This window comes from Mycobacteriales bacterium (assembly GCA_035690485.1).
Lineage (GTDB): Bacteria > Actinomycetota > Actinomycetes > JAFAQI01 > DASSKL01 > DASSKL01.
Genome location: DASSKL010000088.1, coordinates 1 through 25,885 on the forward strand (window position 1 = coordinate 1; position 25,885 = coordinate 25,885).

General features: G+C 71.2%; 27 protein-coding genes, 1 tRNA gene and 2 pseudogenes. 19 read left to right on the forward strand and 11 right to left on the reverse strand.

From position 1 onward, the window contains the following. Positions 1-1,592 (reverse strand): hypothetical protein (locus VFJ21_13110; GenBank protein ID HET7408059.1); only part of this gene is annotated, 1,592 nt, incomplete at its 3' end. Continuing rightward, complete coding sequence (locus VFJ21_13115) at positions 1,589-2,119, reverse strand: SigE family RNA polymerase sigma factor (GenBank protein ID HET7408060.1); 531 nt, start codon at positions 2,117-2,119, stop codon at positions 1,589-1,591. The genes VFJ21_13115 and VFJ21_13110, both read right to left, overlap by 4 nt. Positions 2,120-2,256: 137 nt before the next feature. On the opposite strand from VFJ21_13115, the gene VFJ21_13120 reads away from it, so the two are divergent. The 7 genes from VFJ21_13120 (at position 2,257) to era (ending at position 7,277) form a co-directional block, all read left to right on the forward strand. Continuing rightward, positions 2,257-2,802 carry a hypothetical protein gene (locus VFJ21_13120; GenBank protein ID HET7408061.1) on the forward strand — a complete coding sequence of 182 codons (546 nt, stop codon included), beginning with the start codon at positions 2,257-2,259 and terminating at the stop codon, positions 2,800-2,802. Next, the gene (locus tag VFJ21_13125; GenBank protein ID HET7408062.1) at positions 2,803-3,150 is read left to right on the forward strand and encodes a histidine triad nucleotide-binding protein; all 348 of its coding nucleotides are present in this window, start codon (positions 2,803-2,805) and stop codon (positions 3,148-3,150) included. Positions 3,151-3,262: 112 nt separating this feature from the next. After that, complete coding sequence (locus tag VFJ21_13130; protein HET7408063.1) at positions 3,263-4,279, forward strand: PhoH family protein; 1,017 nt, start codon at positions 3,263-3,265, stop codon at positions 4,277-4,279. Between the two features lie 5 nt (positions 4,280-4,284). Beyond that, the gene (gene ybeY / locus VFJ21_13135; protein ID HET7408064.1) at positions 4,285-4,746 is read left to right on the forward strand and encodes an rRNA maturation RNase YbeY; all 462 of its coding nucleotides are present in this window, start codon (positions 4,285-4,287) and stop codon (positions 4,744-4,746) included. Then, entirely contained in the window at positions 4,743-6,059 is a 1,317-nt protein-coding gene (locus VFJ21_13140; protein ID HET7408065.1) for a hemolysin family protein, read from the forward strand. The genes ybeY and VFJ21_13140 overlap by 4 nt, the downstream gene beginning before the upstream one ends. After that, positions 6,052-6,387: a cytidine deaminase gene (locus tag VFJ21_13145; GenBank protein HET7408066.1), complete on the forward strand. Its 336-nt coding sequence runs from the start codon at positions 6,052-6,054 to the stop codon at positions 6,385-6,387. The genes VFJ21_13140 and VFJ21_13145 overlap by 8 nt, the downstream gene beginning before the upstream one ends. Continuing rightward, positions 6,384-7,277 carry a GTPase Era gene (gene era, locus VFJ21_13150; GenBank protein ID HET7408067.1) on the forward strand — a complete coding sequence of 298 codons (894 nt, stop codon included), beginning with the start codon at positions 6,384-6,386 and terminating at the stop codon, positions 7,275-7,277. The genes VFJ21_13145 and era overlap by 4 nt, the downstream gene beginning before the upstream one ends. Here era and VFJ21_13155 read toward each other — a convergent pair. After that, on the reverse strand, positions 7,249-8,265 hold the full coding sequence (locus tag VFJ21_13155) for a GNAT family N-acetyltransferase (protein HET7408068.1): 1,017 nt from the start codon (positions 8,263-8,265) through the stop codon (positions 7,249-7,251). The genes era and VFJ21_13155 overlap by 29 nt on opposite strands. 73 nt (positions 8,266-8,338) lie before the next feature. On the opposite strand from VFJ21_13155, the gene recO reads away from it, so the two are divergent. Next, positions 8,339-9,070, forward strand: coding sequence for a DNA repair protein RecO (recO, locus tag VFJ21_13160; protein HET7408069.1), 732 nt, complete (start codon positions 8,339-8,341; stop codon positions 9,068-9,070). Beyond that, entirely contained in the window at positions 9,070-9,840 is a 771-nt protein-coding gene (locus VFJ21_13165; GenBank protein ID HET7408070.1) for an isoprenyl transferase, read from the forward strand. Before recO ends, VFJ21_13165 begins: the two co-directional genes overlap by 1 nt. Positions 9,841-9,850: 10 nt before the next feature. On the opposite strand, the gene VFJ21_13170 is transcribed toward VFJ21_13165, so the two are convergent. Together VFJ21_13170 and VFJ21_13175 are read right to left on the reverse strand one after the other, a co-directional pair. Further along, entirely contained in the window at positions 9,851-10,570 is a 720-nt protein-coding gene (locus VFJ21_13170; protein ID HET7408071.1) for a ZIP family metal transporter, read from the reverse strand. A gap of 13 nt (positions 10,571-10,583) precedes the next feature. Then, entirely contained in the window at positions 10,584-10,973 is a 390-nt protein-coding gene (locus VFJ21_13175; protein HET7408072.1) for a DUF6703 family protein, read from the reverse strand. 74 nt (positions 10,974-11,047) lie between these two features. Here VFJ21_13175 and VFJ21_13180 point away from each other — a divergent pair, with 74 nt between their 5' ends. The 7 genes and pseudogenes from VFJ21_13180 (at position 11,048) to VFJ21_13210 (ending at position 21,989) form a co-directional block, all read left to right on the forward strand. After that, complete coding sequence (locus tag VFJ21_13180) at positions 11,048-12,436, forward strand: glycine--tRNA ligase (protein ID HET7408073.1); 1,389 nt, start codon at positions 11,048-11,050, stop codon at positions 12,434-12,436. Positions 12,437-12,522: 86 nt separating this feature from the next. Continuing rightward, positions 12,523-15,204, forward strand: coding sequence for a pyruvate, phosphate dikinase (gene ppdK, locus VFJ21_13185; GenBank protein ID HET7408074.1), 2,682 nt, complete (start codon positions 12,523-12,525; stop codon positions 15,202-15,204). 31 nt (positions 15,205-15,235) lie between these two features. Next, on the forward strand, positions 15,236-16,774 hold the full coding sequence (locus tag VFJ21_13190; protein HET7408075.1) for a long-chain-fatty-acid--CoA ligase: 1,539 nt from the start codon (positions 15,236-15,238) through the stop codon (positions 16,772-16,774). Between the two features lie 265 nt (positions 16,775-17,039). Continuing rightward, on the forward strand, positions 17,040-18,254 hold the full coding sequence (locus VFJ21_13195; protein ID HET7408076.1) for a deoxyguanosinetriphosphate triphosphohydrolase: 1,215 nt from the start codon (positions 17,040-17,042) through the stop codon (positions 18,252-18,254). 137 nt (positions 18,255-18,391) lie between these two features. Continuing rightward, positions 18,392-20,260 (forward strand): DNA primase, encoded by a 1,869-nt coding sequence (dnaG, locus tag VFJ21_13200; protein HET7408077.1) that lies wholly within the window; start codon positions 18,392-18,394, stop codon positions 20,258-20,260. Beyond that, positions 20,182-21,453, forward strand: a pseudogene (locus VFJ21_13205) (RNA polymerase sigma factor). Before dnaG ends, VFJ21_13205 begins: the two are co-directional and overlap by 79 nt. Before the next feature lie 26 nt (positions 21,454-21,479). After that, entirely contained in the window at positions 21,480-21,989 is a 510-nt protein-coding gene (locus tag VFJ21_13210; GenBank protein ID HET7408078.1) for a hypothetical protein, read from the forward strand. Positions 21,990-22,034: 45 nt separating this feature from the next. Here VFJ21_13210 and VFJ21_13215 read toward each other — a convergent pair whose 3' ends face one another. Then, the gene (locus VFJ21_13215) at positions 22,035-22,328 is read right to left on the reverse strand and encodes a helix-turn-helix domain-containing protein (GenBank protein ID HET7408079.1); all 294 of its coding nucleotides are present in this window, start codon (positions 22,326-22,328) and stop codon (positions 22,035-22,037) included. Positions 22,329-22,416: 88 nt separating this feature from the next. Between VFJ21_13215 and VFJ21_13220 the strand changes: the two genes are divergently transcribed. Further along, a complete protein-coding gene (locus tag VFJ21_13220) occupies positions 22,417-22,653 on the forward strand; it encodes a type II toxin-antitoxin system prevent-host-death family antitoxin (protein ID HET7408080.1) in 237 nt (78 codons plus the stop codon). Beyond that, positions 22,653-23,060, forward strand: a complete 408-nt coding sequence (locus VFJ21_13225; protein HET7408081.1) for a type II toxin-antitoxin system VapC family toxin — start codon at positions 22,653-22,655, stop codon at positions 23,058-23,060. The genes VFJ21_13220 and VFJ21_13225 overlap by 1 nt, the downstream gene beginning before the upstream one ends. Positions 23,061-23,122: 62 nt before the next feature. Here VFJ21_13225 and VFJ21_13230 read toward each other — a convergent pair. The 3 genes and pseudogenes from VFJ21_13230 to VFJ21_13240 form a co-directional block, all read right to left on the reverse strand. Then, positions 23,123-23,338 (reverse strand): annotated as a pseudogene (locus tag VFJ21_13230) (DNA topoisomerase IB). A gap of 2 nt (positions 23,339-23,340) precedes the next feature. Beyond that, positions 23,341-23,772 (reverse strand): DUF5709 domain-containing protein, encoded by a 432-nt coding sequence (locus VFJ21_13235; GenBank protein HET7408082.1) that lies wholly within the window; start codon positions 23,770-23,772, stop codon positions 23,341-23,343. A gap of 99 nt (positions 23,773-23,871) precedes the next feature. After that, positions 23,872-24,177 carry a hypothetical protein gene (locus VFJ21_13240; protein HET7408083.1) on the reverse strand — a complete coding sequence of 102 codons (306 nt, stop codon included), beginning with the start codon at positions 24,175-24,177 and terminating at the stop codon, positions 23,872-23,874. Between the two features lie 56 nt (positions 24,178-24,233). On the opposite strand from VFJ21_13240, the gene VFJ21_13245 reads away from it, so the two are divergent. Then, positions 24,234-24,306: transfer RNA gene (locus VFJ21_13245), tRNA-Asn, on the forward strand. A 140-nt stretch (positions 24,307-24,446) separates the two neighbouring features. Here the strand turns inward: VFJ21_13245 and VFJ21_13250 are convergent. Continuing rightward, positions 24,447-25,577, reverse strand: coding sequence for a tyrosine-type recombinase/integrase (locus VFJ21_13250; GenBank protein HET7408084.1), 1,131 nt, complete (start codon positions 25,575-25,577; stop codon positions 24,447-24,449). 69 nt (positions 25,578-25,646) lie between these two features. Then, on the reverse strand, positions 25,647-25,885 hold a 239-nt coding region (locus VFJ21_13255; protein HET7408085.1), incomplete at its 5' end, for a helix-turn-helix domain-containing protein.

Below are 25,885 nucleotides of genomic sequence, written 5' to 3' on the forward strand. Positions count from 1 at the left end.
CCGATGATGACCGCTCCGTTGGTGGCGTCCATCCCGGTCACGCTCGGCGTGCCCGGGATCGCGAACACGGGCGTGAAGCTCGTCGGCGTGCAGGACGCGACGCTGATGCCCTCGCCGTTCTGCGCGGCGACCAGCAACGTCCCGTCGGGCCGGTAGGCCACCTGCTGCGGCAGGCCGTTCTGCGACTCGGCACCGCACCACGGCGCACCGTCGTTGATGCTCTTCAGGCTGGCCGGCCACACCTGCACGCCGGCCTGGTTGCCGGTGCGCAGCACGCCCGCGAACGACGTGCCGTCAGGAGTCCAGACCGGGTTGCCGACGACCATCGGTGGCATCGGCGTCTGCGGCGTCTGGTGTGAAGCGCCGGTGGCGAGTTCGCGCACCATGACGCTCTGCATGCCCGACTGCGCGCAGGGCTGGAGAGTCAACGCGACCCGCGTCACGTCGGGGCTCACGCCGTAGCCGCCGATCGTCGCCTGGTTCGGCGCGAAGACGGTCACCGGTGTGCCGCCCGCCGCCGGAATTCGCATGAGGGCGTTGCCGCAGGACCCGGTGCCGCGCAGGAAGTAGACGGAGGAGCCGACGACCTGCGGGTCGGAGTCGCCGCCGCCGGGCTGCCGGGTCGTGAGGGTGCGCGCGAGCGACCCGTCCTTGGACGACAGCGCCACGATCTGCCCGTCGCGCGCCGCGAAGAACGTCGACGGGTACGCCGACCCGGCCGGCTGCGACGTTGCGCTGCCCAGCCGGGTGACCGCGACGTGCGCGGGTGCGCCGTCGAGGGCCGACGGGGTCCAGGCGACGACCGCGCCGCTCGTGGGGAGCGATCCGGTCAGCGTCGCCTGCCACGGCGTGTTCTGCCCGCCGCCGGGGAGGCTCGTCTGCGCTGTCGGCGTGGCCGAACCTGTCGTGCGCAGGACGACGTGGATGACCTCGTCGACGCCGGTGATGTGGCCGTTGACCGCGACGCCCTGTGCGGTGCCGCTCACCTGGTCGATGCGCAACGTGTCGGAGGTGGCGCCGTCGACGTACCACTTGCCGTCGGTTGTCACGAGGTGCACGGTCGTCGCGGGCACCAGCTTGCGGCTCTCCGACGGCAGCACCCGGCCGACGCTCACCGATGCGTCAGTCGACCGGACGTCCTTCGAGACGACGGTGTCGAGCTGCGGCATCTGCAGGAAGTCGGACATGAAGTGCAGCGCGGTCTTCGCGGGGTCGGTCTGCCAGACGCCCGCGTCGGCGCTGACGGGCCAGATGGCCGGCACGGCCGAGACGGTGCCCGGCGGGGTCGTCGGCGCCGTTGTCGGTGACGCGGACGTCGAGGCCGACGGTGACGGGGTGCCCGGGCCGGCCGGGATCTTCAGCGACTGCGATCCGCCGGAGCTCAGCTGGGTGTAGGCCACCGCCCCGCCGGCGACCAGCACCAGCGCCGCCGCTGCCGCCATCACCGGTCGCATCCAGGGCGCGCCGAAGCGCCGCCGCTGCTGCTGTTCGGAAACCCTTTCCTGGATACGTGTCAGGCCGTCGCCGGTCGGTTTCACCGTCTCCGCCTCCTCCCGCAGCAACGCGCGCAGCGTCTCGTCGTCGAACTTCATGACCGTCCCTCCAGGGGGGAGTCGGCGGCGTCGCCGAACAGCTCGCGCAGGGCGTGCAGTCCACGCGACGCGTGACTCTTCACCGCGCCGGGGCTGATGCCCATGGCGTCGGCGATCTGGGCCTCTGAGAGGTCCGCGTAGTAGCGCAGGACGAGCGCCTCCCGTTGCCGCAAGGGCAGGGTGGCGAGCGCCTGCATGAGAGATTCCCGGGCCAGCAACCCGAGCGCACCCTGCTCGGCGCTCGGAGCGTCGGGCAGGACGGGCGGGGTGAAGCGGTCGACCACCGTGCGATGCCGCAGCGCCGAACGGCACCGGTTGACAACCGTCTGGCGCAGGTAGGCGACTGCCTTGTCGGGCTGACGCAGCCGCTGCCAGGAGTCGTGCATGGCGACGAAGGCGTCCTGCACGACCTCCTCTGCGGACTCGTGGTCGCGCAGGAGCAGCCAGGCCAGCCGCACCAGCTCCTGGTAGTGGGCGCGGTAGAGCACGACGAGTGCCTCGGTCGCGCCCACCGGTGCAGCGCTCACCGATCGCCTCCCACGCTCGGTGGCCGCGGATGCGACCTCACCCCGGATCACGGTCCAGGTCATGCTCGTACGACGCACCGCGGCCTGACTCGGTTTACCGCCCCGCGGCGTGTCGCGCGTTCGTAGAGTGGTGAGTCGTGGACGTCCGCCGTGCCCTGGGTGCAGTCGCCGTCGTGGCTGCGCTGCTCGGCGGCGGCACGGCCCACGCCGAGACGTCCGCGAGCCCGGTGCCGACCGCACCGTCGAGCGCGGCGTCGCAACCCGTCTCCTCACCCTCACCGTCGCCGACACGCGACGTGCTGCCGCTGCCGACGTTCAGCTCGGCGGCGCCGACCGCGACCACCCCGCCGACGGCGGCGCCGACGACGGCTGCACCGGTGACCACCACCAGGCCGCCGTCGACCTACTCGCCGCGGCCGGCCGTGCACCGCCCGACCGAGGCTCCGGCGCCGGTGGGCACGATCGAGGCGCCGACCGAGCTCAACGCATCTCCGATCGGCCTGCCGACCACCCCGCCGCCCGCGACCCTGTCACCGACCCCGGCGGCCGCCTCGTCGAGCGGCGGGGGGCTCGACCCGTTGACCCGTTACCTGCTGATCGCGATCCTGCTGGCGATCGCGCTCGGCGCCGCCGGCGGTGCCGGCCTCTACCTGACCCGTGACCACCACCGAGAGGAGCCGTGAGTGGCGGACGACTGCTTGTTCTGCCGGATCGTCGCCGCTGAGCTGCCGGCCACCGTCGTACGCGACGGGGAGCGGACGCTGGCGTTCCGCGACATCAACCCGCAGGCGCCCACCCACGTGCTCGTGATCCCCAAGGAGCATCACGTCAACGTCGCGGCACTCGCCCGCGACGACCCGGACCTGCTCGGCGAGGTGCTCCGCGAGGCGGCTGCCGTGGCGGCCGACGAGGGAGCGGCCGATGCGGGCTACCGGGTGGTCTTCAACACCGGCGCGGGAGCCGGGCAGACCGTCTTCCACGTGCACGCCCACGTGCTCGCCGGCCGCGGTCTGGGCTGGCCGCCGGGATGATCGTCGACTGATCCGCAGTTGTAGGTGAGGCGGCGGCTGCCCGCGTAGCATGAGCGCAGCCGAATTCTCCGAGCGACGGAAAGCAGGTGCCCCGGCCGGCAAGGCCGCGCCCATGGCGGACACCCCACACGCGCAGACGAAGATCGTCGTGCCCAGCAGCCACTCCATGGTGAGCCTCCTCGGCTCTCACGACGAGTTGCTGCGGGTCGTGGAGCGCGCCTTCCGCAGCGACATCCACGTCCGCGGCAACGAGATCACGATCAGCGGTGAGCCGGAGGAGTCGGCACTCGTCGCCCGGCTCTTCGAGGAGCTCATCACCCTGCTCGACCGCGGCGACGTGCTGACCGCAGACTCGGTCGAGCGCAGCCTCGCGATGCTGCGGGCCGAGACCCGCGAGCGTCCCGCCGACGTCCTGACGCTCAACATCCTGTCCAGCCGCGGGCGCACGATCCGGCCGAAGACGCTCAACCAGAAGCGCTACGTCGACGCGATCGACCAGCACACGATCGTCTTCGGCATCGGCCCGGCCGGCACCGGCAAGACCTACCTCGCGATGGCCAAGGCGGTGCAGTCGTTGCAGGCCAAGCAGGTCAACCGGATCATCCTGACCCGGCCCGCGGTCGAGGCGGGGGAACGGCTCGGCTTCCTGCCGGGCACGCTCTACGAGAAGATCGACCCCTACCTGCGGCCGCTGCACGACGCGCTGCACGACATGGTCGACCCCGACTCGATCCCGCGGCTGATCGCGAGCGGCACCATCGAGGTGGCGCCGCTGGCCTACATGCGCGGCCGCTCGCTGAACGACTCGTTCATCATCCTCGACGAGGCGCAGAACACCTCGCCCGAGCAGATGAAGATGTTCCTGACCCGGCTCGGCTTCGGCTCGAAGATGGTCGTGACGGGCGACATCACCCAGACCGACCTGCCGGCCGGGCAGCAGTCCGGACTGCGGATCGTGCAAGGGATACTCGAGGGCATCGACGACGTGCACTTCACGCGGCTGACCAGCAGCGACGTCGTACGCCACCGCCTCGTCAGCGACATCGTCGACGCCTACGCGCGCTACGACGCCTCACAGCAGGACGCTCCGGCGCGGCCGGCGGCCGGTCAGCGTCGCGGCCGGCGGTGACCTCGATGTCCATCGACATCGTCAACGAGTCCGGCGTCGACGTCGACGCCCACGCCCTCGAGGGGCTGGCCCGGCACGTGCTGGTCGAGATGGGCATCCACCCGCTCGCCGAGCTGTCGATCATGCTCTACGACGTCGCCGCCATGACCGCACTGCACGAGCGCTGGATGCACGAGCCCGGCCCCACCGACGTGCTCGCCTTCCCCATGGACGCGCTCGAGACGCCTCGTGACGACGATGACGACGACCCGCCGCCCACGCTGCTCGGCGACGTCGTGCTCTGTCCCGAGGTCGCGCAGCAGCAGGCGCGCGAAGCGGGCCACTCGATGGACGACGAGCTGCACCTGCTGTGCACCCACGGCGTGCTGCACCTGCTCGGCTACGACCACCACGAGCCGTCGGCCGAGCGGGAGATGTTCGGGTTGCAGGGCAGGCTGCTCGCGTCCTGGCAGGCGGCCCGCGCATGAGCGGTAACGGCGCACTGCTGCTCGCCGCCGGCCTCATGGTGCTGCTGGCCGGATTCTTCGCCGCGGCCGAGACCGCGCTGTCGCGCGTCTCCCGGGTGCGGATCGACGGGCTGGCCGACTCCGGCAAGCGCGGCGCGCGCCGGGTGCAGACGGTCATCACCGACCCGCCGCGCTACCTCAACCTGCTGCTGCTCATCCGGGTGGCCGCGGAGCTGACCGGCACCGTGCTCGTCGCGCTGGTCGCCTCCGACACGTTCCCGACCGACTGGCGGGCGATCCTCGTCGCCGCCGGCTCGATGACGGTCATCGACTACGTGCTCGTCGGTGTCGCTCCGCGCACCCTCGGCCGCCAGCACGCCGAGACCATCTCCTTGCGCACCGCCTGGTTGGCGCTGTCGCTCAACCGGATCCTCGGACCGCTGCCGCAGCTGCTGATCCTGCTCGGCAACGCGCTCACCCCCGGCCGGGGCTTTCCGGCGGGACCGTTCAGCTCCGAGGCCGAGCTGCGCGACCTCATCGACGTGGCCGAGGAACGCCAGGTCATCGAGGAGTCCGAGCGAGCAATGCTGCACTCCGTCTTCGAGCTCGGCGACACGCTCGTGCGCGAGGTGATGGTGCCGCGCACCGACATGGTCTGGATCGAGCGCGACAAGAGTGTGCGCCAGGCCCTGTCACTCGCGCTGCGCAGCGGCTTCTCCCGCATCCCGGTGGTCGGCGACAACGAGGACGACGTCGTCGGCGTGGCCTACCTCAAGGACCTCGTCCGCCGGGTGCACGACCACGAGAGCCGTGGCGAGCGGGTGAAGGTCGACGAGATCATGCGGCCGCCCTACTTCGTCCCCGACTCCAAGCCGATCGACGAGCTGCTGCGCGAGATGCAGGCCTGCCAGGTGCACCTCGCCGTCGTCATCGACGAGTACGGCGGCACCGCGGGCCTCGTCACCATCGAGGACATCCTCGAGGAGATCGTCGGCGAGATCACCGACGAGTACGACCGCGAAGTGCCGCGCATCGAGGAGCTCGACGACGGTGCCCGACGGGTCAACGTGCGGCTGCCCGTCGACGACATCGAGGAGCTCTACGGCGTCTCCTTCGACCTCGACGACGTCGAGACCGTCGGCGGCCTGCTGGCCACCGCGCTGGGCCGGGTGCCGATCCCGGGCGCGACCGCGACGCTGCAGGGCCTGACGTTCACCGCCGAGGGCACCAAGGGGCGCCGCCACCGGATCGGTACCGTGCTGATCCGCCCGTCCACCAACGGGTCGTCCTCCGACCACGACGACGTGCCGCAGCCGGAGCACTCCGATGCCTGAGCTCGACCCCGAGGACGAGAAGATCCTCACCCTCGCCCGCTCGGCGCAGGCGCGAACCTCCGCGGCGCAAGGCGCGGCGGTGCGCGACGACACCGGCCGCACCTACGCCGCCTCGTCGGTCGACCTGCCCTCGCTGTCACTGTCCGCGGTGCAGGTGGCCGTCGCGATGGCGGTCTCCAGCGGCGCGACCGGGCTCGAGGCAGCGGCACTCGTCGGTGCCGAGGCCAGCGATGCCGACCTGGGCGCCGTGCGCGACCTGGGTGGTGCCGGCACACCGCTCTTCTCGGCCGGCTCCGACGGTGCCCTGCGGTCGCGGACCGAGGTGTGAGCGGGTCCGAGTTCCGGTCGGGGTTCGCCTGCTTCGTGGGCCGGCCCAACGCCGGCAAGTCGACGCTGACCAACGCGCTCGTCGGCAGCAAGGTCGCCATCATGAGCGAGCGGCCCCAGACCACGCGGCACGCCGTCCGCGGGGTCGTGCACCGGCCCGACGCGCAGCTCGTGCTCGTCGACACTCCGGGACTGCACCGGCCGCGGACCCTGCTCGGTGAGCGGCTCAACGAGGTCGTCCGCACCACGCTCGGCGAGGTCGACGTCGTCGGCTTCTGCGTGCCGGCCGACCAGAAGGTCGGTCCGGGCGACCGTTACATCGCCCAGCAGCTGAAGGAGATCCGCGCCCCGGTCGTCGCCGTCGTCACCAAGGCCGACCTCGCCGACAAGGACACGATCGGCCGGCAGCTGGTCGCGCTGTCGGATCTCGGTGACTGGGCCGACGTCGTACCGGTGTCGGCGACGACCGGTTTCCAGGTGCCGCTGCTCACCGACCTGCTGGTCGGTCACCTGCCCGAAGGGCCGGCCTACTACCCCGAGGGCGAGCTGACCGACGAGCCGGAGCAGGTGATGGCCGCCGAGCTGATTCGCGAGGCCGCGCTCGAGGGCGTGCGCGACGAGCTGCCGCACTCGATCGCGGTCGTCGTCGACGAGATGCGCCGCCGCGACGACCGGGACCTGCTCGAGATCGACGCGGTGATGTACGTCGAGCGCGAGAGCCAGAAGGCGATCGTCATCGGCACCCGTGGCGCCCGGCTCAAGGACGTCGGCACCCGCGCGCGGCAGCAGATCGAGGCGCTGCTCGGCACGCGGGTCTACCTCGACCTGCGGGTCAAGGTCGCCAAGGACTGGCAGCGCGACCCTAAACAGCTGCGGCGGCTCGGCTTCTGATCGCCGCGACGTCGACCTCCAGTGCGCTCCACCGCTCCTGCGCGACGAATCCGAGCTGCCGGTTGACCGCGAGCATGTGCTCGTTGTTCTCGGCGTTCCAGGTGGTGACCACGCGCAGCCGGGGCTCCTCGGTCGCGAGCCAGGCGAGCATCGCCGCCTTCACCCGCATCCCGAGCCGGTGGCCGCGATGGGCGCGGGCCACGCCCGTGTCCTCCTGGTAGCCGGTGCCTCCGCCCGGGGCGACCGTCAGCTCGGTGAACCCTGCGAGCTCCGCGTCACCTGTCCGCCGCGCCACCACCACGTAGGGGCGGGCGCCGGTCGCCAGCACCGTCTGAGCCCGCACCCGCATGCGCTCGGGCTCGGCGACGACGTCCTCCATGTCGAGCTCGCCGCGCGGCGCGTCGTTCATCGCGTCGGCCACGCCGGCGTAGGCCGCGAGCAGATCCTCCGGGCAGACGCCCGACCAGCGGAGCAGCTCGTAGTCCACCGACGCCGCCTCGGCCGCGGCCAGCTCGCCGGCCAGCGCCTCCCGGTCGAGGGTGCTGACGTCGAGGGAGCTGCGCAGCTCACCCTGCTTCTCCACTGCGCCGAGTGCCGTCGCGAAGTCGAGACCGGCCGAGCCGGCGGCCGCGTAACCGACGATCGTCGTGCGGCCGTCCTGGCCTGCGACCGCCGCCACCCGCGACAGCAGCGCGCTGCCGACCCCCTCCCGACGGCGCCCCTTGGCCACGTAGAGGTCGACCTCGCACAAATGCCGGTTGTCGCTGAGGAACGACCGGCACAGCCCGGCACCGACCACCTGCGCCCCGTCGACCGCGGCGACACCCCAACGGTTCAGATGCGCCACCGGCTGCAGGTTGCGCAGCGACTGGGCATACGGCGGGGGGTCGAGGTCCGGCATCAGCTCGGCCTGGATCGCGGCGTCGAGCGCGGCCCACTCGCGCAACAGCGGCTCGGGGGAGTCGAGGCTCAGCGGGACGACGTCCATGAGGGGCGAGCCTCTCTCGCCGCGCCGGTTCGCGCCAGCCGATTTCCGCGCCGCGCCGCACTAGGCTGAGGCCGTGGCGCTCTACCGCGACGAGGGCGTCGTCCTGCGCACGCACAAGCTCGGCGAGGCCGACCGCATCGTCACCGTGCTGACCCGTCGCACCGGCCGGGTGCGGGCGGTGGCCAAGGGAGTGCGGCGTACGACGTCGCGGTTCGGCGCGCGGTTGGAACCGTTCACCCACGTCGACCTGCAGCTGCACACGGGCCGCTCGCTCGACATCGTCACGCAGGCGGAGACGCTCGAGCCCTACGGCGAGCGGATCGCCGGCGACTACGCGACCTACACCGCGGGCAGCGTGATCCTCGAGACCGCCGAGCGGCTCACCGCCGAGGAGCGCGAGCCGTCGCTGCGGCTCTACCTGCTGGTGCTCGGAGCGCTGCGCGCACTGGTCGACAAGCAGCACGAGCCGGGCCTCGTGCTCGACGCATTCTTGCTGCGTGCGTTGGCGATCGCGGGTTACGAACCGGCACTCGACGGCTGCGCGCGCTGCGGTGCGCCGGGGCCGCACCGGTCGTTCGCGCCCGCGGTCGGCGGCGTGGTCTGCGCCGACGACCGCCCACCCGGCTCGGCGTCACCCGCACCCGACACCATCGCTCTGCTGTCCGCACTGCTGGCGGGCGACTGGGCGGTGGCCGACGGGTCCGACCCGCGCAACCGGCGAGAGGCCAGCGGTCTCGTCGCGGCCTACGTGCAGTGGCACCTGGAACGCGGCCTGCGTTCCCTGCGGCTGGTCTCCCGGGTCTGATGCCGGCTCGCCCCGCACCGCGGCCGCCGTCGCCGCACCCGTCCGGCGCCCGCCCGCCGCAGCTGACGCGTGAACGGGTCCCGCGTCACGTCGCGATCGTCATGGACGGCAACGGCCGCTGGGCGCGTGCCCGCGGCCTGCCCCGCACCCGGGGGCACGAGGAGGGCGAGTCGTCGCTGTTCGACGTCGTCGAGGGTGCCATCGAGGTCGGCGTGAAGTGGCTGTCTGCCTACGCCTTCTCGACCGAGAACTGGAAGCGCTCACCCGACGAGGTGCGTTTCCTCATGGGCTTCAACCGCGACGTCATCCGTCGCCGGCGCGACGAGATGCACGCGATGGGCGTGCGGGTGCGGTGGGCGGGCCGGCGCCCGCGGTTGTGGCGATCGGTGGTCCGCGAGCTCGAGGTCGCCGAGGAGATGACCCGGCACAACGACGTGCTGACGCTGACGATGTGCGTCAACTACGGCGGCCGCTCGGAGATCGCCGACGCCGCGGCTGCGCTGGCCCGCGACGTGGCAGCCGGCAAGGTCAACCCCGACCGGGTCGACGACCGGGTGCTCGCCCGCTACCTCGACGAGCCGGACATGCCCGACGTCGACCTGTTCGTGCGCTCGTCCGGCGAGCAGCGCACGTCCAACTTCCTGCTCTGGCAGTCGGCGTACGCCGAGATGGTGTTCCAGGACACGCTCTGGCCCGACTACGACCGCACCCACCTGTGGGCGGCGATCGAGGAGTACGCGCAGCGCGAACGCCGCTACGGCAAGGCCTGAGCCTGAACGCTCAGGCCAGGCTGACGACGCCCCACATCACGAGGATGCCGCTCACGGTCGCGAGCAGCGTGAGCCGTGACGGCCGGCGGCTGTGCGCCTCGGGGAGGATGTCGCCGGTCGCCAGGTAGAGCAGGAAGCCGGCGAAGAAGCCCAGGTAGAGCGAGAGCAGCGACTGCGAGGGGTGCCAGAACAGCGTGGTCGCCGCGCCGAGCAACGGTGCCAGGGCGTCGAGCACCAGGAGCATGACCGACCGGCGGGTCGTGTTGTGGTGCGCCAGCATGATGGAGACGGTGTTGAGCCCGTCGGCGAAGTCGTGCGCGATGACTGCGATCGCGACCGCGACCCCCGTGCGCGTGCCGGCCTGGAAGCCGAGCCCGATCCCGAGCCCGTCCATGAAGGAGTGCGCGCACAGCGCGAGCGCGGAGGCGAGCCCGACCGTCGGGTGGTGGTGCTCGCCGTAGGCCTCCTCCTGCGCGTGGTGCAGCAGCACCATCCGCTCGAGCAGGTGCAGCGCGAGGAAGCCGGCGGCGAAGGTGAGCATGACGTTGGGCACGCCGGTGCGCCCACTGCTCAGGTGGAAGACCTCGGGCAGCAGGTCGAACGCGACCACGCCCAGCAGCACCCCCGCGGTGAAGCCCAGCAGCAGGTGCATGCGGTCGCGGTTGCGCAGGGCGACCAGCCCGCCGACGAGGGTCGACAGCACGGTGCCGACGGCCACCACCATGACCATGCGAGGGGATCCGTCAGCTCGCCGCGCGCCAGCCGGCCGCGGCCACGATGACGAGCACGGACGCAATCCGGGCGACCCGCCCGCCGGACCGGATTGCCGGCCAGGACAGCAGCAGCAGCCAGGTCAGGAACACCGCCACGACGAGCAGGGGGATCGCGGCGCCGGGCCCGGAGAGGAAGAGCCCTACCAGCATCAGAGCGATCAGCAGCCCCGGCACCAGCCAGCGCGGCTGCCGGGAGAGCACCACCAGCGCGGGCCGGCTGCGCCGCTCGAGTGCCGACCGGAACGGTGACGCGGGTGCGGTCGGCGTACGCCGTGCCGTGCGGCTGTCACCGGGACCGGTCGCCCGCCCACGGGCCGGAGCGCCGGGCCGGCGCTGCGGACGGCGGCGGGACGAAGGCACGGGGCCATCGTGCCTCACTGCTGTCCGATAGCCTGGAGCACCACCCCGCCGACCGCCAGCCGGATGGAGTTTCCGTGGCAGCAAAGAGTCCCGACCGCATGGACACGATCGTCAACCTCTGCAAGCGGCGGGGCATCATCTTCCCGTCCAGCGAGATCTACGGCGGTCTGCGCGCCTCCTGGGACTACGGGCCGCTGGGTGTCGAGCTGAAGAACAACGTCAAGCGCGCCTGGTGGCGGGCGATGGTGCAGCAGCGTGACGACATCGTCGGCCTCGACTCGTGCGTCATCCTCGCGCGCGAGGTGTGGGAGACGTCCGGCCACGTCTCGGAGTTCGTCGACCCGCTGACCGAGTGTCAGTCGTGCCACAAGCGGTTCCGCGCTGACCACCTGGCCGAGGAGTTCACCGAGCGCAAGGGCAACGCACCCTCGTCGCCCGACGAGATCCCCTGCCCCAACTGCGGCACCAAGGGCGCGTGGACCGAGCCGCGGATGTTCAACGGCCTGCTGAAGACCTACCTCGGTCCGGTCGAGGACGAGTCGGGCCTGGCCTACCTGCGCCCCGAGACCGCGCAGGGCATCTTCATCAACTTCCTCAACGTCATGCAGTCGGCGCGCAAGAAGCCGCCGTTCGGCATCGCCCAGCAGGGCAAGTCGTTCCGCAACGAGATCACGCCGGGCAACTTCATCTTCCGCACCCGCGAGTTCGAGCAGATGGAGATGGAGTTTTTCGTGCCGCCGGGCACCGACGAGGACTGGCACCAGTACTGGATCGACGAGCGCACCCGCTGGTACCGCGACCTCGGCATCCGCGACGACAACCTGCGGCACTACGAGCACCCGCAGGAGAAGTTGTCGCACTACTCCAAGCGCACGGTCGACATCGAGTACCGCTTCGGCTTCAGCGGCTCCGAGTGGGGCGAGCTCGAGGGCGTCGCCAACCGCACCGACTACGACCTCACCGTGCACGCGAAGGCCACCGGTGCGGACCTCACCTACTTCGACCAGGAGAACGACGAGCGCTACACGCCGTTCGTCATCGAGCCGGCAGCGGGCGTCGACCGCTGCGTGCTGGTGTTCCTGATGGACGCCTACTCCGAGGAGGAGGCGCCGACGGCCAAGGGCGGCACCGAGAAGCGGGTCATGCTGCGGCTCGACCCGCGGCTCGCCCCGGTGAAGGTGGCGGTGCTCCCGTTGTCGCGCAACGAGCGGCTGTCGCCGGTGGCGCGCACGCTCGCGGCCGACCTACGCAAGCGCTGGACGGTCGACTTCGACGATGCCGGCTCGATCGGCCGGCGCTACCGGCGCCAGGACGAGGTCGGCACGCCCTACTGCGTCACCGTCGACTTCGACTCGCTCGACGACCAGGCGGTGACGGTCCGCGACCGCGACGCGATGACCCAGGAACGCGTGGGTCTCGACGCCCTTCCGTCCTACCTCGGCGAGCGTCTCCCGGCCGCATGATTCGGCCCGGTTCGGGCGCTCGCGATCAACCGCCGCGGGCTGGGTAGCGTTAGTCCGTCCGGGATCGATTGCTGAGGAGCACGGCCGTGCCGAAGTACGTGTACGACTTCACCGAGGGCAACCGCGACCAGAAGGACCTGCTCGGCGGCAAGGGCGCCAACCTGGCCGAGATGACCCACCTCGGGTTGCCGGTGCCGGCCGGCTTCACGATCAGCACCGACGCCTGCCGCTACTACCTCGAGCACGGGCAGACGCCGGCCGAGCTGGCCGGCGAGGTCACCGAGCACATTCGCACCCTCGAGTCGGCCATGGGCAAGGCGATCGGGCAGCCCGACGACCCGCTGCTGGTCTCCGTGCGCTCCGGCGCGAAGTTCTCGATGCCCGGGATGATGGACACCGTCCTCAACATCGGGCTCAACGACGAGTCGGTCGACGGGCTGGCCAAGCAGTCGGGCAGCGACCGGTTCGCGTGGGACTCCTACCGCCGGCTCGTTCAGATGTTCGGCAAGACCGTGCTGGGTGTCGACGCGGAGCACTTCGACGAGGTCTTCGACGCCGCCAAGGACGCCAAGGGCACGAAGAACGACCTCGACCTCGACGCCGACGACCTGCGCGGCATCGTCGACCGCTTCAAGGCGGTCGTGAAGGAGCACACCGGCCGCGACTTCCCGCAGGAGCCGCGGGAGCAGGTCGACCTCGCGGTGATGGCCGTCTTCGACTCCTGGAACTCCGACCGCGCGAAGATCTACCGCCGGCAGGAACGCATCCCGGCCGATCTCGGCACTGCGGTCAACGTCATGGCGATGGTGTTCGGCAACCTCGGCATGGACTCCGGCACCGGCGTCGCGTTCACCCGCGACCCGGGTTCCGGCGACCAGGGGATCTACGGCGACTACCTGCAGAACGCGCAGGGGGAGGACGTCGTCGCAGGCATCCGCAACACCGTGCCGCTCGCCGACCTGGAGAACATCGACAAGGCGTCGTACGACGAACTGCTCGGCATCATGCACACGCTCGAGACGCACTACCGCGACCTGTGCGACATCGAGTTCACGATCGAGCGCGGCAAGCTCTGGATGCTGCAGACCCGCGTGGGCAAGCGCACCGCGGCGGCGGCTTTCAAGATCGCGGTGCAGCTGGTCGACGAGGGGCTGATCGACCTCGACGAGGCGGTCGACCGGGTCAACGGGGCGCAGCTGATGCAGCTGATGTTCCCGCGCTTCGACGAGAAGGCCGAGAAGAAGCGCATCGCCAAGGGTGTCAGTGCGTCACCGGGTGCTGCGGTCGGCAAGGCGGTGTTCGACTCGCACCGCGCGGCCGAGCTCGCAGCCGCCGGCGATGACGTGATCCTGGTGCGCCGCGAGACCAGCCCCGACGACCTGCCGGGCATGATCGCCGCACAGGGCATCCTCACCAGCCGGGGCGGCAAGACCAGTCACGCGGCAGTCGTTGCCCGCGGCATGGGCAAGACCTGCGTGGCAGGCGCCGACGAGCTCGAGGTCGACGTGCGCGCGGGCCGGTTCAGCGCGACCGGCGGCGCGGTCGTCAACGAGGGCGACGTCATCTCGATCGACGGGACCAACGGGGAGGTCTACCTCGGCCAGGTGCCCGTCGTCCCGAGCCCGGTCGTCGAGTACTTCGAGGGCAACCTGAAGCCCGACGCCGACTCGCTCGTTGCTGCCGTGCACCGGCTGATGACGCACGCCGACGAGGCCCGGCGACTCGGCGTACGCGCCAACGCCGACACCCCCGACGACGCCGCGCGGGCGCGGCGGTTCGGCGCGCAGGGCATCGGGCTGTGCCGCACCGAGCACATGTTCCTGGGTGACCGGCGCAAGCACGTCGAGACGCTGATCCTCGCCGACACCGACGAGGGGCGCGACCGCGCGCTGCAGGCGCTGCTGCCGCTGCAGCGCGAGGACTTCGTCGGCATCTTCACCGCGATGGACGGGCTGCCGGTCACCGTGCGGCTGCTCGACCCGCCGCTGCACGAGTTCCTGCCGGACCTCACCGAGCTGTCCGTCAAGGTCGCCCTTGCCGGCGACGCCGCGACCGAGCAAGACAAGAACCTGCTCGAGGCCGTACGCCGGCTGCACGAGCAGAACCCGATGCTGGGCCTGCGCGGCGTCCGGCTCGGGCTCGTGATCCCGGGTCTCTACGCGCTGCAGGTGCGGGCCATCGCGGAGGCCGCGGCGGCCTGCAAGCAGCAGGGTGGCGACCCGCGGCCCGAGATCATGATCCCGCTCATCGGGGCGGTCCAGGAGCTGGAGATCATCCGCGAGGAGGCGCTGCGGGTGCTCGCCGACGTGTCCTCCGAGCAGGGTGCCGCGCTGGAGTTCCCGATCGGCACGATGATCGAGGTGCCCCGGGCCGCGCTGACCGCCGGGCAGATCGCCGAGGCCGCGGAGTTCTTCTCCTTCGGCACCAACGACCTGACGCAGATGGGCTGGGCGTTCTCCCGCGACGACGTGGAGGGCGCGTTCTTCGGCCACTACATCGACCTGGGCGTCTTCGGGGTGAGCCCGTTCGAGACGATCGACACGGAGGGCATCGGCCGGCTGGTGCGGATCGCGACCGAGGAGGGCCGGGCCACCCGGCCGGGTCTCAAGGTAGGCATCTGCGGCGAGCACGGTGGCGACCCCGAGTCGGTGCACTTCTTCCACGCGGTCGGCCTCGACTACGTGTCGTGCTCGCCGTTCCGGGTGCCGGTCGCGCGGCTCGAGGCGGGGCGCGCGAGCATCGAGACCGAGGGCAGCGACAGCCGCTGATCTTCCGGACGGCGCCGGGATAGCGTGCGGCATGGACTACCGCGTCGTCGACATCGTCCGCCGCCATGCCCGCTCGCGCGGCGACCAGCCCGCCCTCATCGCCGCCGATGCCCGCGTGACCTGGGCCGAGCTCGACGCCCGTGCCAACCGGGTGGGGCAGGCGCTGCGCGCCATGGAGGTCGGCCCGGGTGACCGCATCGCGCACCTCGACAAGAACTCCATCGCCTACTTCGAGCTGCTCTTCGGCGCCGGCAAGGTCGGCGCCGTTCTCGTCGACGTCAACTGGCGGCTGGTCGCCCGGGAGGTCGGCGAGATCGTCGACGACGCGCAGGCGAAGCTGCTGGTGGCGGGGGAGGAGTTCCGGACGGTAGCCGAGCAGGTGGCATCGGCTCGCGAGCTGCCGCTGATCGTGGGCGGTGCGGCGTACGAGTCGTGGATCGCCGACCAGCCGGCCGACGACCCCGGTCGCGAGCCGGCCGAGGACGAGATCGCGCTGCAGCTCTACACGAGCGGCACGACCGGCCTGCCCAAGGGCGTGATGCTCACCCACGCCAACATGGGCACCCTCGCCGAGGCGGTCACCGACCTGTGGAAGCTCGACTCGGAGTCGGTGTCGCTGGTGGCGATGCCGCTGTTCCACATCGGCGGATCGGGGTGGGCGCTGGCCGGGCTCAACCAGGGCTGCCGGTGCGTGCTCGTCCGGGAGGTCGTGCCCGACCAGCTGCTCGACACGATGGAGCGGGAGCGGGTGACCAACGCGTTCCTCGTGCCGGCGGTGCTGCAGTTCCTGTGCGCGGTGCCGGGGGCGGCCGAGCGCGACTGGTCGGCGTTCCGGTCGATCGCCTACGGGGCCTCGCCGATCACCAACGAGGCGTTGAAGCGGTCGCTGGCGACGTTCGGCTGCGACCTGATCCAGGTCTACGGCCTGACCGAGACCACAGGCGCGATCACCGAGCTGCCGGCGGCCGATCACGACCCCGACGGGCCGCGCGCCTACCTGATGCGCTCGGCCGGCCGGCCCTACCCCTGGGTCGAGATGAAGATCACCGACCCGTCGACCGGAGACGTGTTGCCGCCCGGTGAGGTCGGCGAGGTCTGGACCCGCTCACCGCAGAACATGGCCGGCTACTGGCACAAGCCCGAGGAGACCGCGGCCACGCTCGCGGCCGACGGGTGGCTGCGCACCGGCGACGCCGGCTACCTCGACGCCGAGGGCTACCTCTACCTGACCGACCGGGTGAAGGACATGATCGTCTCGGGCGGGGAGAACGTGTATCCCGCCGAGGTCGAGAACGTCCTCGCCGACCACCCGGACATCGCCGAGGTCGCGGTGATCGGCGTGCCCGACGAGCGCTTCGGCGAGGGCGTGCACGCGGTGGTGGTGCCGCGAGCCGGCGCATCGATGGATGCCGACGCGCTGGTCGAGTGGGCGCGCGACCGGCTGGCCGGTTTCAAGCGGCCACGCTCGGTGTCGTTCGTCGACGCGCTGCCGCGCAACCCGAGCGGCAAGATCCTCAAGCGCGAGCTGCGGGCGCCGTACTGGGAGGGTCGCGAGCGCCAGATCGGCTGAGGCCTCCTAAAGAATCTTGGACATCCGGGGAGGAGTCGGGCCCGTGGTTGCCGAACTAGCCGGTCAACGAGACGGAGTCTCGGGCTTCACGAGGGGTCTGTGCGCGGGGGCGCCGGCCCCTCGTGGACGTTCCGGCCCCGGCTGGGTCATTGAGGCCGCTGGCCGCGGCTGCGTGACTCGCGGGAATTTCGGCGATCGGCTGACGGACGGTGTACGGCGAGCGACGGCCTAGCTCCGTCGTCGCGGGGCAGTAGCCTCGCGGGCGATGTCTGGGGCTGGTTCGGCGTACGACGCGCACGCGACCGCGCGCATGGTCGCGGAAGCGCCGAAGGCGGCCGCGGGTGAACGTTCGCCGTTCGCTCGCGACCGCGCTCGGGTCCTGCACTCCGCTGCCCTCAGGCGCCTGGCCGCGAAGACCCAGGTGGTCGGCATCGGCGTCGACGACTTCCCGCGCACGAGGCTGACCCACTCGCTGGAGTGCGCTCAGGTCGGCCGCGAGCTCGCGGTCGCGCTCGGAGCCGACCCGGACGCCGTCGACGCCGCGTGCCTTGCGCACGACCTGGGCCACCCGCCGTTCGGCCACAACGGTGAGCAGGCGCTCGACGACGCCGCGCAGCCGTGCGGCGGGTTCGAGGGCAACGCCCAGTCGCTGCGGGTCCTCACCCGCCTGGAGGCGAAGGTCGAGGGCGCCGGCCTCAACCTCACCAGGGCGGTGCTCGACGGTGCGACGAAGTACCCCTGGCCCAAGCAGGACGGTCCCAAGTACGGCGTCTACGCCGACGACCTGCCGGCCTTCACCTGGTTGAGAGAGGGCGCCCCTGACGGCAGGCGGTGCATCGAGGCCCAGATCATGGACTGGGCCGACGACGTGGCCTACTCGGTGCACGACCTGGAGGACGGGATCGTCGCGGGACACGTGCCGCTGCACCGCCTGCGCGACGACCGCGACCAGCTCGTCGACGTCGCGCGCGAGCACTACTCGAGCGAGCCGCCCGACGCTCTGCACGAAGCACTCGACCGGATCCTCGCGCTGGAGACCTGGCCCAAGGGCCACGACGGCAGCCAGCGTTCCCTGGTCGCCCTCAAGCGGCTGACGAGTGGCCTGATCGGCCGGTTCTGCCGCGCCGCCGTCACCGCGACCCGCGAGCGGCGCGGTGGCGGGCCGCTCGCCCGCTACGCGGCGGACCTGCACGTCCCGGCGGAGGCCCGCGCCGAGTGTGCGCTGCTCAAGGCGATCACCGCGCACTACGTCATGTTCCGCACCGCGGCCGAGGAAACGCGAGCCGAGGAGCGCGAGGTCATCCTCGGCCTGGTGCGAGAGCTCGTGGTCCGAGCACCCGACGCGCTCGAACCGGCCCTGCGCGCGGCGTACGGCGAAGCGGCCGACGACGCTCAGCGGTTGCGCGTTGTCATCGACCAGGTCGCCTCCCTCACCGACACCTCCGCACGGCGCTGGCACCGGCGGCTCGGCGGGCGCTGACACGCGATAACACGGGGCGCGCGGGCGCGCGGGGGTACGCCCGACCCGAGTCCAGCGGCCGACGGGATATCCCCCGACCGGCCGAACCGAGCCCTCGCAACCCCGGAAACCGCCGATCCGGGCACTAGACTCACCCCGTGGCGGGCCGCATCCGGGACGACGACATAGCACTCGTCCGCGAGCGGTCCCCGATCGCCGAGGTCATCGGCCAGGTCGTCACCCTCCGCAGCGCGGGCGGCGGCAACCTCAAGGGCCTGTGCCCCTTCCACGACGAGAAGACGCCGTCGTTCTCCGTCTCCCCTGACAAGGGCTTCTACTACTGCTTCGGCTGCGGCGCGCACGGCGATCTCATCAAGTTCGTCCAGGACACCGAGCACCTGAGCTTCGTCGAGGCGGTCGAGTCGCTCGCCCGGCGCGCCGGCGTCGAGCTGCGCTACGAGCAGGGCGGCGCCACCCCCGGCCGCGAGCGCGGCCAGCGCCAGCGGTTGCTCGACGCCCATCAGCAGGCCGCCGAGTTCTACCAGGAGCAGCTCACCAGCCCCGAGGCCGAGATCGGCCGGCAGTTCCTCAAGGAGCGGGGCTTCGACGAGGTCGCGGCCGCCCGGTTCGGCGTCGGCTACGCGCCGGCCGGCTGGGACCACCTGGTGCGCTACCTGCGCCCGAAGGGCTTCAGCGACAAGGAGCTGCTCGTCAGCGGCCTGGCCAGCGAGGGCCAGCGAGGCCCGATCGACCGGTTCCGCGGCCGGCTGGTCTGGCCGATCCGCGACATCAAGGGCGACGTCATCGGCTTCGGCGCGCGCCGGCTGCGCGACGACGACAACGGCCCGAAGTACCTCAACACGCCGGAAACCCCGCTCTACAAGAAGAGCCACGTCCTCTACGGCATCGACCTGGCCAAGGCGGAGATCGCGCGGTCGATGCAGGCCGTCGTCGTCGAGGGCTACACCGACGTGATGGCCTGCCACCTCGCCGGCATCGGCACCGCGGTCGCGACCTGCGGCACGTCGTTCGGCATCGACCACATCGGCGTACTGCGCCGGCTGCTCATGGACCAGGACGAGCTGCGCGGCCGGGTCATCTTCACCTTCGACGGCGACGAGGCCGGGCAGAAGGCCGCGCTGCGGGCGTTCGCCGACGACCAGCGGTTCGTGACCCAGACGTTCGTCTCGGTAGAGCCCAACGGCATGGACCCGTGCGAGCTGCGCATGGCCAAGGGCGACGCGGCGGTCCGCGACCTGGTCGCCGGGCACCAGCCTCTGGTCGAGTTCGCGATCCGCAGCGTGCTCAGCCGCCACGACCTCGACACCGCCGAGGGTCGTGTCGCTGCGCTCCACGCCGCTGCGCCGCTCGTCGCGAAGATCAAGGACGTCGCGCTGCGCGACGAGTACGCCCGCCGCCTCGCCGGTTGGCTGGGCCTCGCCACCGAGGTCGACGTGCTCGGCCGAGTGCGCCAGCTCAGCGGGGCGGGTGCCGGGGCGGCACGGCGTACGCCGTCGCAACGAACCGCCCGCCCCGACCCGCGCGACCCGCGGCTGGAAGTCGAGCGGGAGGTCTGCAAGCTCGCCCTGCAGGCGCCGGGCCTGGCCGGGCCGGTGTTCGACACCCTCGACGCGGAGTGCTTCACCGCCGCGGCCTACGGCGCGGTCGCCGCCGCGGTCGCTGCCGCAGGGGGTACGTCGAGCGCCACCGGCGGCCAGGACTGGGTGAGCCGCGTGCGCGACGTGGCACCCGACGAGTCGCTCGGCGGGCTGGTCGTCGAGCTCGCGGTCGAGCCGCTGCGCATGAACGAGTCGGGCGACAGCGGCCAGCTGGCCCGCTACGCGACCAGCCACCTCGCGCGGCTACAGGAGATGGCCCTCACGCGCCGAATCTCCGAGCTGAGCTCGCGCCTGCAGCGCATCAACCCGGTGGAGCAGGCGGAGGAGCACAACAAGCTGTTCGGGCAGCTCATCGCGCTCGAGCAGTACAAGCGCGGCCTGCGCGAGCAGGCGATCGGGGCGTTGTAGGGATGACCGGAGGAGCGACGGTGAGCCCGACAGCTTTGCCGAGAGAGGCCCTGGTCGACGAGGTCAAGGATCTCATCGCCAAGGGCAAGGAGGCGGGCTTCCTGACCTCCGAGGACATCGCGGTCGCCCTCACCCAGGCCGAGCTGCCGCCGGAGTCGACCGACATCGTGCTCCAGCTGATCACCGACGAGGGCATCGAGATCGTCGAGAGCGTCGAGGACGACGAGGAGGACGGGCCCGGCCGGGCCCCGATCGCCGACGACGACCCCGCGCTGAAGTCGCCGACCAACGACCCGGTCCGCATGTACCTCAAGGAGATCGGCAAGGTCCCGCTCCTCAACGCCGAGGAGGAGGTCGACCTGGCCAAGCGGATCGAGGCCGGGCTGTTCGCCTCCGAGAAGCTCGCCACCCAGCAGCGGATGGCGGAGAAGCTGCGGCACGAGCTCGAGCTGATCGAGATCGACGGGCAGATCGCCAAGCGCAAGCTGGTCGAGGCCAACCTGCGGCTGGTCGTCTCGATCGCCAAGCGCTACGTCGGCCGGGGGATGCTGTTCCTCGACCTGATCCAGGAAGGCAACCTGGGTCTGATCCGGGCGGTCGAGAAGTTCGACTACACCAAGGGCTACAAGTTCTCCACCTACGCCACCTGGTGGATCCGGCAGGCCATCACTCGCGCCATCGCCGACCAGGCGCGCACGATCCGCATCCCCGTGCACATGGTCGAGACGATCAACAAGCTGGTGCGCATCCAGCGGCAGCTCCTCCAGGACCTCGGTCGCGAGCCGCTGCCCGAGGAGATCGCCCGCGAGATGGACCTCACGCCCGACAAGGTGCGGGAGATCCTGAAGGTCTCGCAGGAGCCGGTGTCGCTGGAGACGCCGATCGGTGAGGAGGAGGACTCCCACCTCGGCGACTTCATCGAGGACTCCGACGCCGTCGTGCCGATCGACGCGGCGTCGTTCATCCTGCTGCAGGAGCAGCTCGACTCGGTGCTGCACACCCTGTCCGACCGGGAGAAGAAGGTCATCCAGCTGCGGTTCGGCCTGACCGATGGTCACCCGCGCACACTGGAGGAGGTCGGTCGCGAGTTCGGCGTGACCCGTGAGCGGATCCGCCAGATCGAGTCGAAGACGCTGTCGAAGCTGCGCCACCCGTCGCGGTCGCAGAAGCTGCGCGACTACCTCGACGAGTAGCTCCGTATTCCGGGCAGGGCTGGAGGGTGAGCATCTTCCGACGTACGTCCTTGCCCGACGACGTAGCCGGCGCGCTGCCGGCCGGTGAGCGGGTGCTGGCCTTCGCGGCGTACGACGCGGGGCATCTCGTCGCCACGATGACCGGGCTGTGGGAGTGCCCGCGCGAGGTGGCTGCCGTGCTGTGGCATTGGGACGAGATCGACCGCGCCGAGTGGGCCGAGGGGCACCTCGCGATGCAGGTGACGCCGGACGGGAGCGATCCGCGGCCGGTGTCGTTCACGACGACCGCGCCCGGCAAGCTGCCCGAGGTCATTCGCGACCGGGTCAACGCGTCGATCGTGATCAACGACTGGCATCGGCTTGCCAGCGGCGGGGGAGTCCGGGTGCTGGCTCGCCGGCGGCCGGGGGAGGAGCGGCTGCGGTGGCTGCTGGCCTTCGACCGCGAGTCGGACGCGGCCGACGCGTCGTCGCGGGCCGAGGCGGCCGCGCGGTTGCGGCTGGCCCGGGAGAGCGTCGGCGAATCTCCTGCTGAGTGATCGTTCGTGCCTCGGAGCGTCGGGGAGGCTCCGCGGTGCGGTCGCTCAGCGCTGGGGCGTGCTGGCCGACGGTTGGACCAGCTCGATGAGCCGGTAGAGACTCTGGATCTCCACGCCCGGCCGGCGTAGGCCCTGCGGGTGCAGCGAGTAGTTGACGCGACGGCCGACCTTGGTCTTGGTCAGGTAGCCGGCGGCACACAGGTCGTCGACGATGTCGAACACCGCGCGCTCGGTGAGGCCGGTGCGGGTCGCGAGGTCGCGCAGGCGGGACTCCGGGTCGTCCGCGATCGCCAGCAGGACCACCGCGTGGTTGGTGAGGAACACCCAGCCGTCACGCACGAGCCAATCATTGCACGCTGGCTCGTGAAACGCAGTGGACGATCGCGAGGCAGTTGTGGTGAGACTGGTCTGAGACTAGTCTGGGTTCGTGGACGAGATCGGTGCGTACGACGCAAAGACGCACTTGCCGCGGCTTCTCGACGAGGTGGCTGCGGGCAAGAGTCTGACCATCACCAAGCACGGTCATCCTGTCGCACGCCTCGTCCCCGTGAGTGCCGACTCCGGTGACCCCGCAGCGACGATCGCGGCGCTACGAAGTGCCCGGCAGGGCCGTCGGCGGGGGCGGTTGAGTGTTCGCAAGATGATCGACGAGGGCCGCTCGTAATGCCGTTCGCTCTTGATGCGTCGGTGGCCATGGCTTGGTGTTTCGAGGACGAAGCCTCTCCGCTGAGCGAGCGTGTGCTCGACCTGCTCATTGCAGATCGCGCTGTTGTTCCCGACCTGTGGACTCAGGAAGTCGCCAACGTGCTGCTCGTCGCTGAACGTCGCGGCCGACTGTCGGAGGCAGACGCCGCACGGTTCGCGCAACTCCTCGTCCAGCTACCGATTGAGGTCGACTCGTCGCCGAGCCACCTGGCAACCTTGCTGGCGTTAGGACGCGAGCACCGGTTGTCGGCGTACGACGCGTCCTACCTGTCGCTGGCGCAGAGGAGGGGTTTGGCGCTGGCGACGCTGGACGCGACGCTTGCCGCCGCGGCACGGCAGTCCGGTGTTGCGCTCATCGCGGAGTGAGTCCATTCTCCGCGCGGTCAACTGGCCCGGCGGGTGGCTTCTCTGCCTAGGAGTCTCAGCACGGCGTCGTCGGTGCCGACCGCCTGGATGTGACCGTTCGGCGCCGGGCAGATCCAGACGTCCTCCCAGGCGGGTGGGACGGCCAGGTCGCTGATCCGCTGCAGCGTCTCCGGATCGGTGACCTTCTCCCCGTCCTCGCCGCAGTAGCTGAACCCTCGACCGCGACGCACCCGACGGATTCCGGGCGCGGCGCAGTCGACCCGCCGTAACCGCGGCATCGTCAGGCCTCGGGTTCGACGTGCATCGCGCGTTCCTCGGCGGAGAAGCCTCCCCCGTCGGTGCCGACGTCGTAGGCCACGTCGTGGGGCTCGGTGTCCTCGCGCACGCCCTCGTCCGGCTGGACGATGCGGCCGGCTCGCAGTTCGGGATCCTCGGGGTACGGCGAATCCGCCTCGGGCGACTCGTCGGCCGGCCGGTCGGCCGCCGCGCCGGTGTCCGGTTCCTCGCGCTGCAGGCGCAGGTCGAGCGGCTCGCCTTCGCGCTCCTCGCGAGCGGTGGTGCCCCAGTCCTCGACCGCGACGCTCTCGTCGTGTGGCGTAGGGATGCCTTCCTGGCTGTCGCCGGTGATCCGCTTCTCGGGCAGGCCGTCGTTCATGCCGGGCAGGCCCTCTTCCTCGAACGGGTCGCCCGGGTCGGGGATGCGGCTGCTCATCGTCACTCCTCGCAGGTGGCGCGGTCGGTGACTGCGTCCTACCCGCGAGCGGCGGCCTTAGCGCCTGGTGACGGTCAGCGAGGGGTTGGAACCCGGGTGCTAGAGCGACGACTCGCCGTTGGGCGAGGTCGGGATCGTCGCGCCCGGATACGGCGGCGTGGCGCTCTCCGACCCGCGGAATGCTGCGCCCACGGTGTCGCGCACCTTGTCCCGTACGACGCGCTTCGCGGAGTCGGCCAGGTCGCTGGCCTGCGCCTGCAGCACCCCCGCCGCGCTCTGCACCGCCGGGCTCTCCGCGGCCCCGCGCAGCAGCGACATGATCTGCTCGTAGCGCTCGCGCCCGGCCCGGGACCCGAGCGTGTAGCCGATGGCGAAGCCCACCGCGAACGTCAGCTTGTAACGCATGTGTCCTCCACCGTGCGGTAGCCTCGTGCCCGTGGCAGGCGGTCAGCCGCCACCCATCCCGCGTAGCTCAATTGGCAGAGCGTCCGGCTGTTAACCGGCAGGTTACTGGTTCGAGTCCAGTCGCGGGAGCACAGGTCGGTATTTTCCCAGGTCACAGGCTTGCAGACCTTTCCGCGAAGATCGCTCGAGTGCGGTTGACGACAATTTTGACGACAACGCGGCGGCACACGAACCGAACAGCTGTGCGACGCGACGGGGCATGAGACCGGTCAACTACCGAACACCTGTGCGAGCCGGTTCAGCGCGTCACGGGCCAGCGCCTCGGTGACGTGCTGGTAGGTGTCGGTGGTCAGCCGGGTCGAGGAGTGGCCGAGGATGTCCGCCACGACCCGTACCGGCGCGCCCGACGTCATCAGCGCGGTGGCCGCGGAATGTCGGAGCACGTGGAAGCCACCGGGCACGTCCACGGTGGTGGCGAGCCGCCGGTACCAGCGCAGCACGTTGCTGTGGTCGAGCGGTGTACCGATCTCGGTGGCGAACACGTAGCCCTCGTCGCGCCAGGCCCGGCCGGCGCCCAGCCTCTCGCCGAGCTGGGTGGTGCGGTGGGCACGAAGCGCGTCCACCACGGGCGGCACCAACGGCAGCGTGCGCCGCGACCGCGCCGACTTCGGCGGGGTGCGGACCAGCTCGCCCTTGATCCGGTACAGCGTCCCGGTCACCCGCAGGGTGCCGGCGTCCAGATCGACGTCGTCCCAGCGCAGCGCGAGCGCCTCACCGATGCGCATCCCGGTGAAGACCAGCACGACGACCAACGCACCCAGCCGCTCGCGGCCGCTGGCCTGGATGATCCGGCCCACCTGCTCCGCGGTCAGCGTCCGCGCCTCCGGCGTGTGGGCCGCGGGCCGGGCGATCCTCGTCGCCGGGTTCGTTCGCAGCAGTCCGTCGCGGACCGCGACCTCGAGGGCGGCGCGTAGCACGTTGTAGACGGTGCGCCGCGTGGCACCCGACTTGCCCGCCTGGCGCAGGCCCAACAACATGGCCTCGACGTCGGTCGGCCGCAGCTTGGCCAGCGGGACGGCGCCGATCGTCGGCTTGAGGTGGACGCGCACCATCTTCGCGTAGAGATCTTTGGTCGACGCCTTGCGGTCCGAGGCGGCCACCGCGGTGGCCAACCACAGGTCGAGCCACGCCCCGAGCGACATGGACGAGTCGGCTACCGGCTCGCCAGCGTCCAACCGCTGGCGGACTTCGGTGAGCTTCGCCGACACCTCGCGTCGCGTCTGGCCGTACAGGACCTTGCGCTGGCGTGCGCCGGTCAGGTCGAGGTAGGAGATCCGCCCCTCCCAGCGACCGTCACGCCGTCTGCTGACCGATCCCTCACCGTTGCCGCGCTTGGCCATGGCCTTCGCCCCTTCCTGGACCCCTGGCTGCCGCCCTATCCGGAGTGTCACCGCCGACGAGGGCGGCGATCACTGCGCGCGTCGGGTCTGTGGACGGGCCGGCGAGCAACGCCTCTGTCTCCTGATGAAGTCCAAAATCGCGTCGTCCGGAATCCGGCGGGCCGCGCCGATGCGGATGGACTGCAGCTCACCGCTGCGGATCAGCGCGAACACCTTCGTCCGGCCGATGCCGAGTTCGTACGCCGCCTCCTTCACCGTGTGCAACAGCCGGCGCCCGTGCATCGCGTCATGAGGCAGCGCCTCGGCAT

Bases quoted from the DNA above. Each gene is read 5' to 3' on its own strand.
- VFJ21_13130 (HET7408063.1), top strand. From the start codon at position 3,263: ATGGCGGACACCCCACACGCGCAGACGAAGATCGTCGTGCCCAGCAGC.
- ybeY (HET7408064.1), top strand. From the start codon at position 4,285: ATGTCCATCGACATCGTCAACGAGTCCGGCGTCGACGTCGACGCCCAC.
- VFJ21_13140 (HET7408065.1), top strand. From the start codon at position 4,743: ATGAGCGGTAACGGCGCACTGCTGCTCGCCGCCGGCCTCATGGTGCTG.
- VFJ21_13145 (HET7408066.1), top strand. From the start codon at position 6,052: ATGCCTGAGCTCGACCCCGAGGACGAGAAGATCCTCACCCTCGCCCGC.
- VFJ21_13155 (HET7408068.1), bottom strand. From the start codon at position 8,265: ATGGACGTCGTCCCGCTGAGCCTCGACTCCCCCGAGCCGCTGTTGCGC.
- VFJ21_13165 (HET7408070.1), top strand. From the start codon at position 9,070: ATGCCGGCTCGCCCCGCACCGCGGCCGCCGTCGCCGCACCCGTCCGGC.
- VFJ21_13170 (HET7408071.1), bottom strand. From the start codon at position 10,570: ATGGTCATGGTGGTGGCCGTCGGCACCGTGCTGTCGACCCTCGTCGGC.
- VFJ21_13190 (HET7408075.1), top strand. From the start codon at position 15,236: ATGGACTACCGCGTCGTCGACATCGTCCGCCGCCATGCCCGCTCGCGC.
- VFJ21_13195 (HET7408076.1), top strand. From the start codon at position 17,040: ATGTCTGGGGCTGGTTCGGCGTACGACGCGCACGCGACCGCGCGCATG.
- VFJ21_13225 (HET7408081.1), top strand. From the start codon at position 22,653: ATGCCGTTCGCTCTTGATGCGTCGGTGGCCATGGCTTGGTGTTTCGAG.
- VFJ21_13235 (HET7408082.1), bottom strand. From the start codon at position 23,772: ATGAGCAGCCGCATCCCCGACCCGGGCGACCCGTTCGAGGAAGAGGGC.
- VFJ21_13240 (HET7408083.1), bottom strand. From the start codon at position 24,177: ATGCGTTACAAGCTGACGTTCGCGGTGGGCTTCGCCATCGGCTACACG.
- VFJ21_13250 (HET7408084.1), bottom strand. From the start codon at position 25,577: ATGGCCAAGCGCGGCAACGGTGAGGGATCGGTCAGCAGACGGCGTGAC.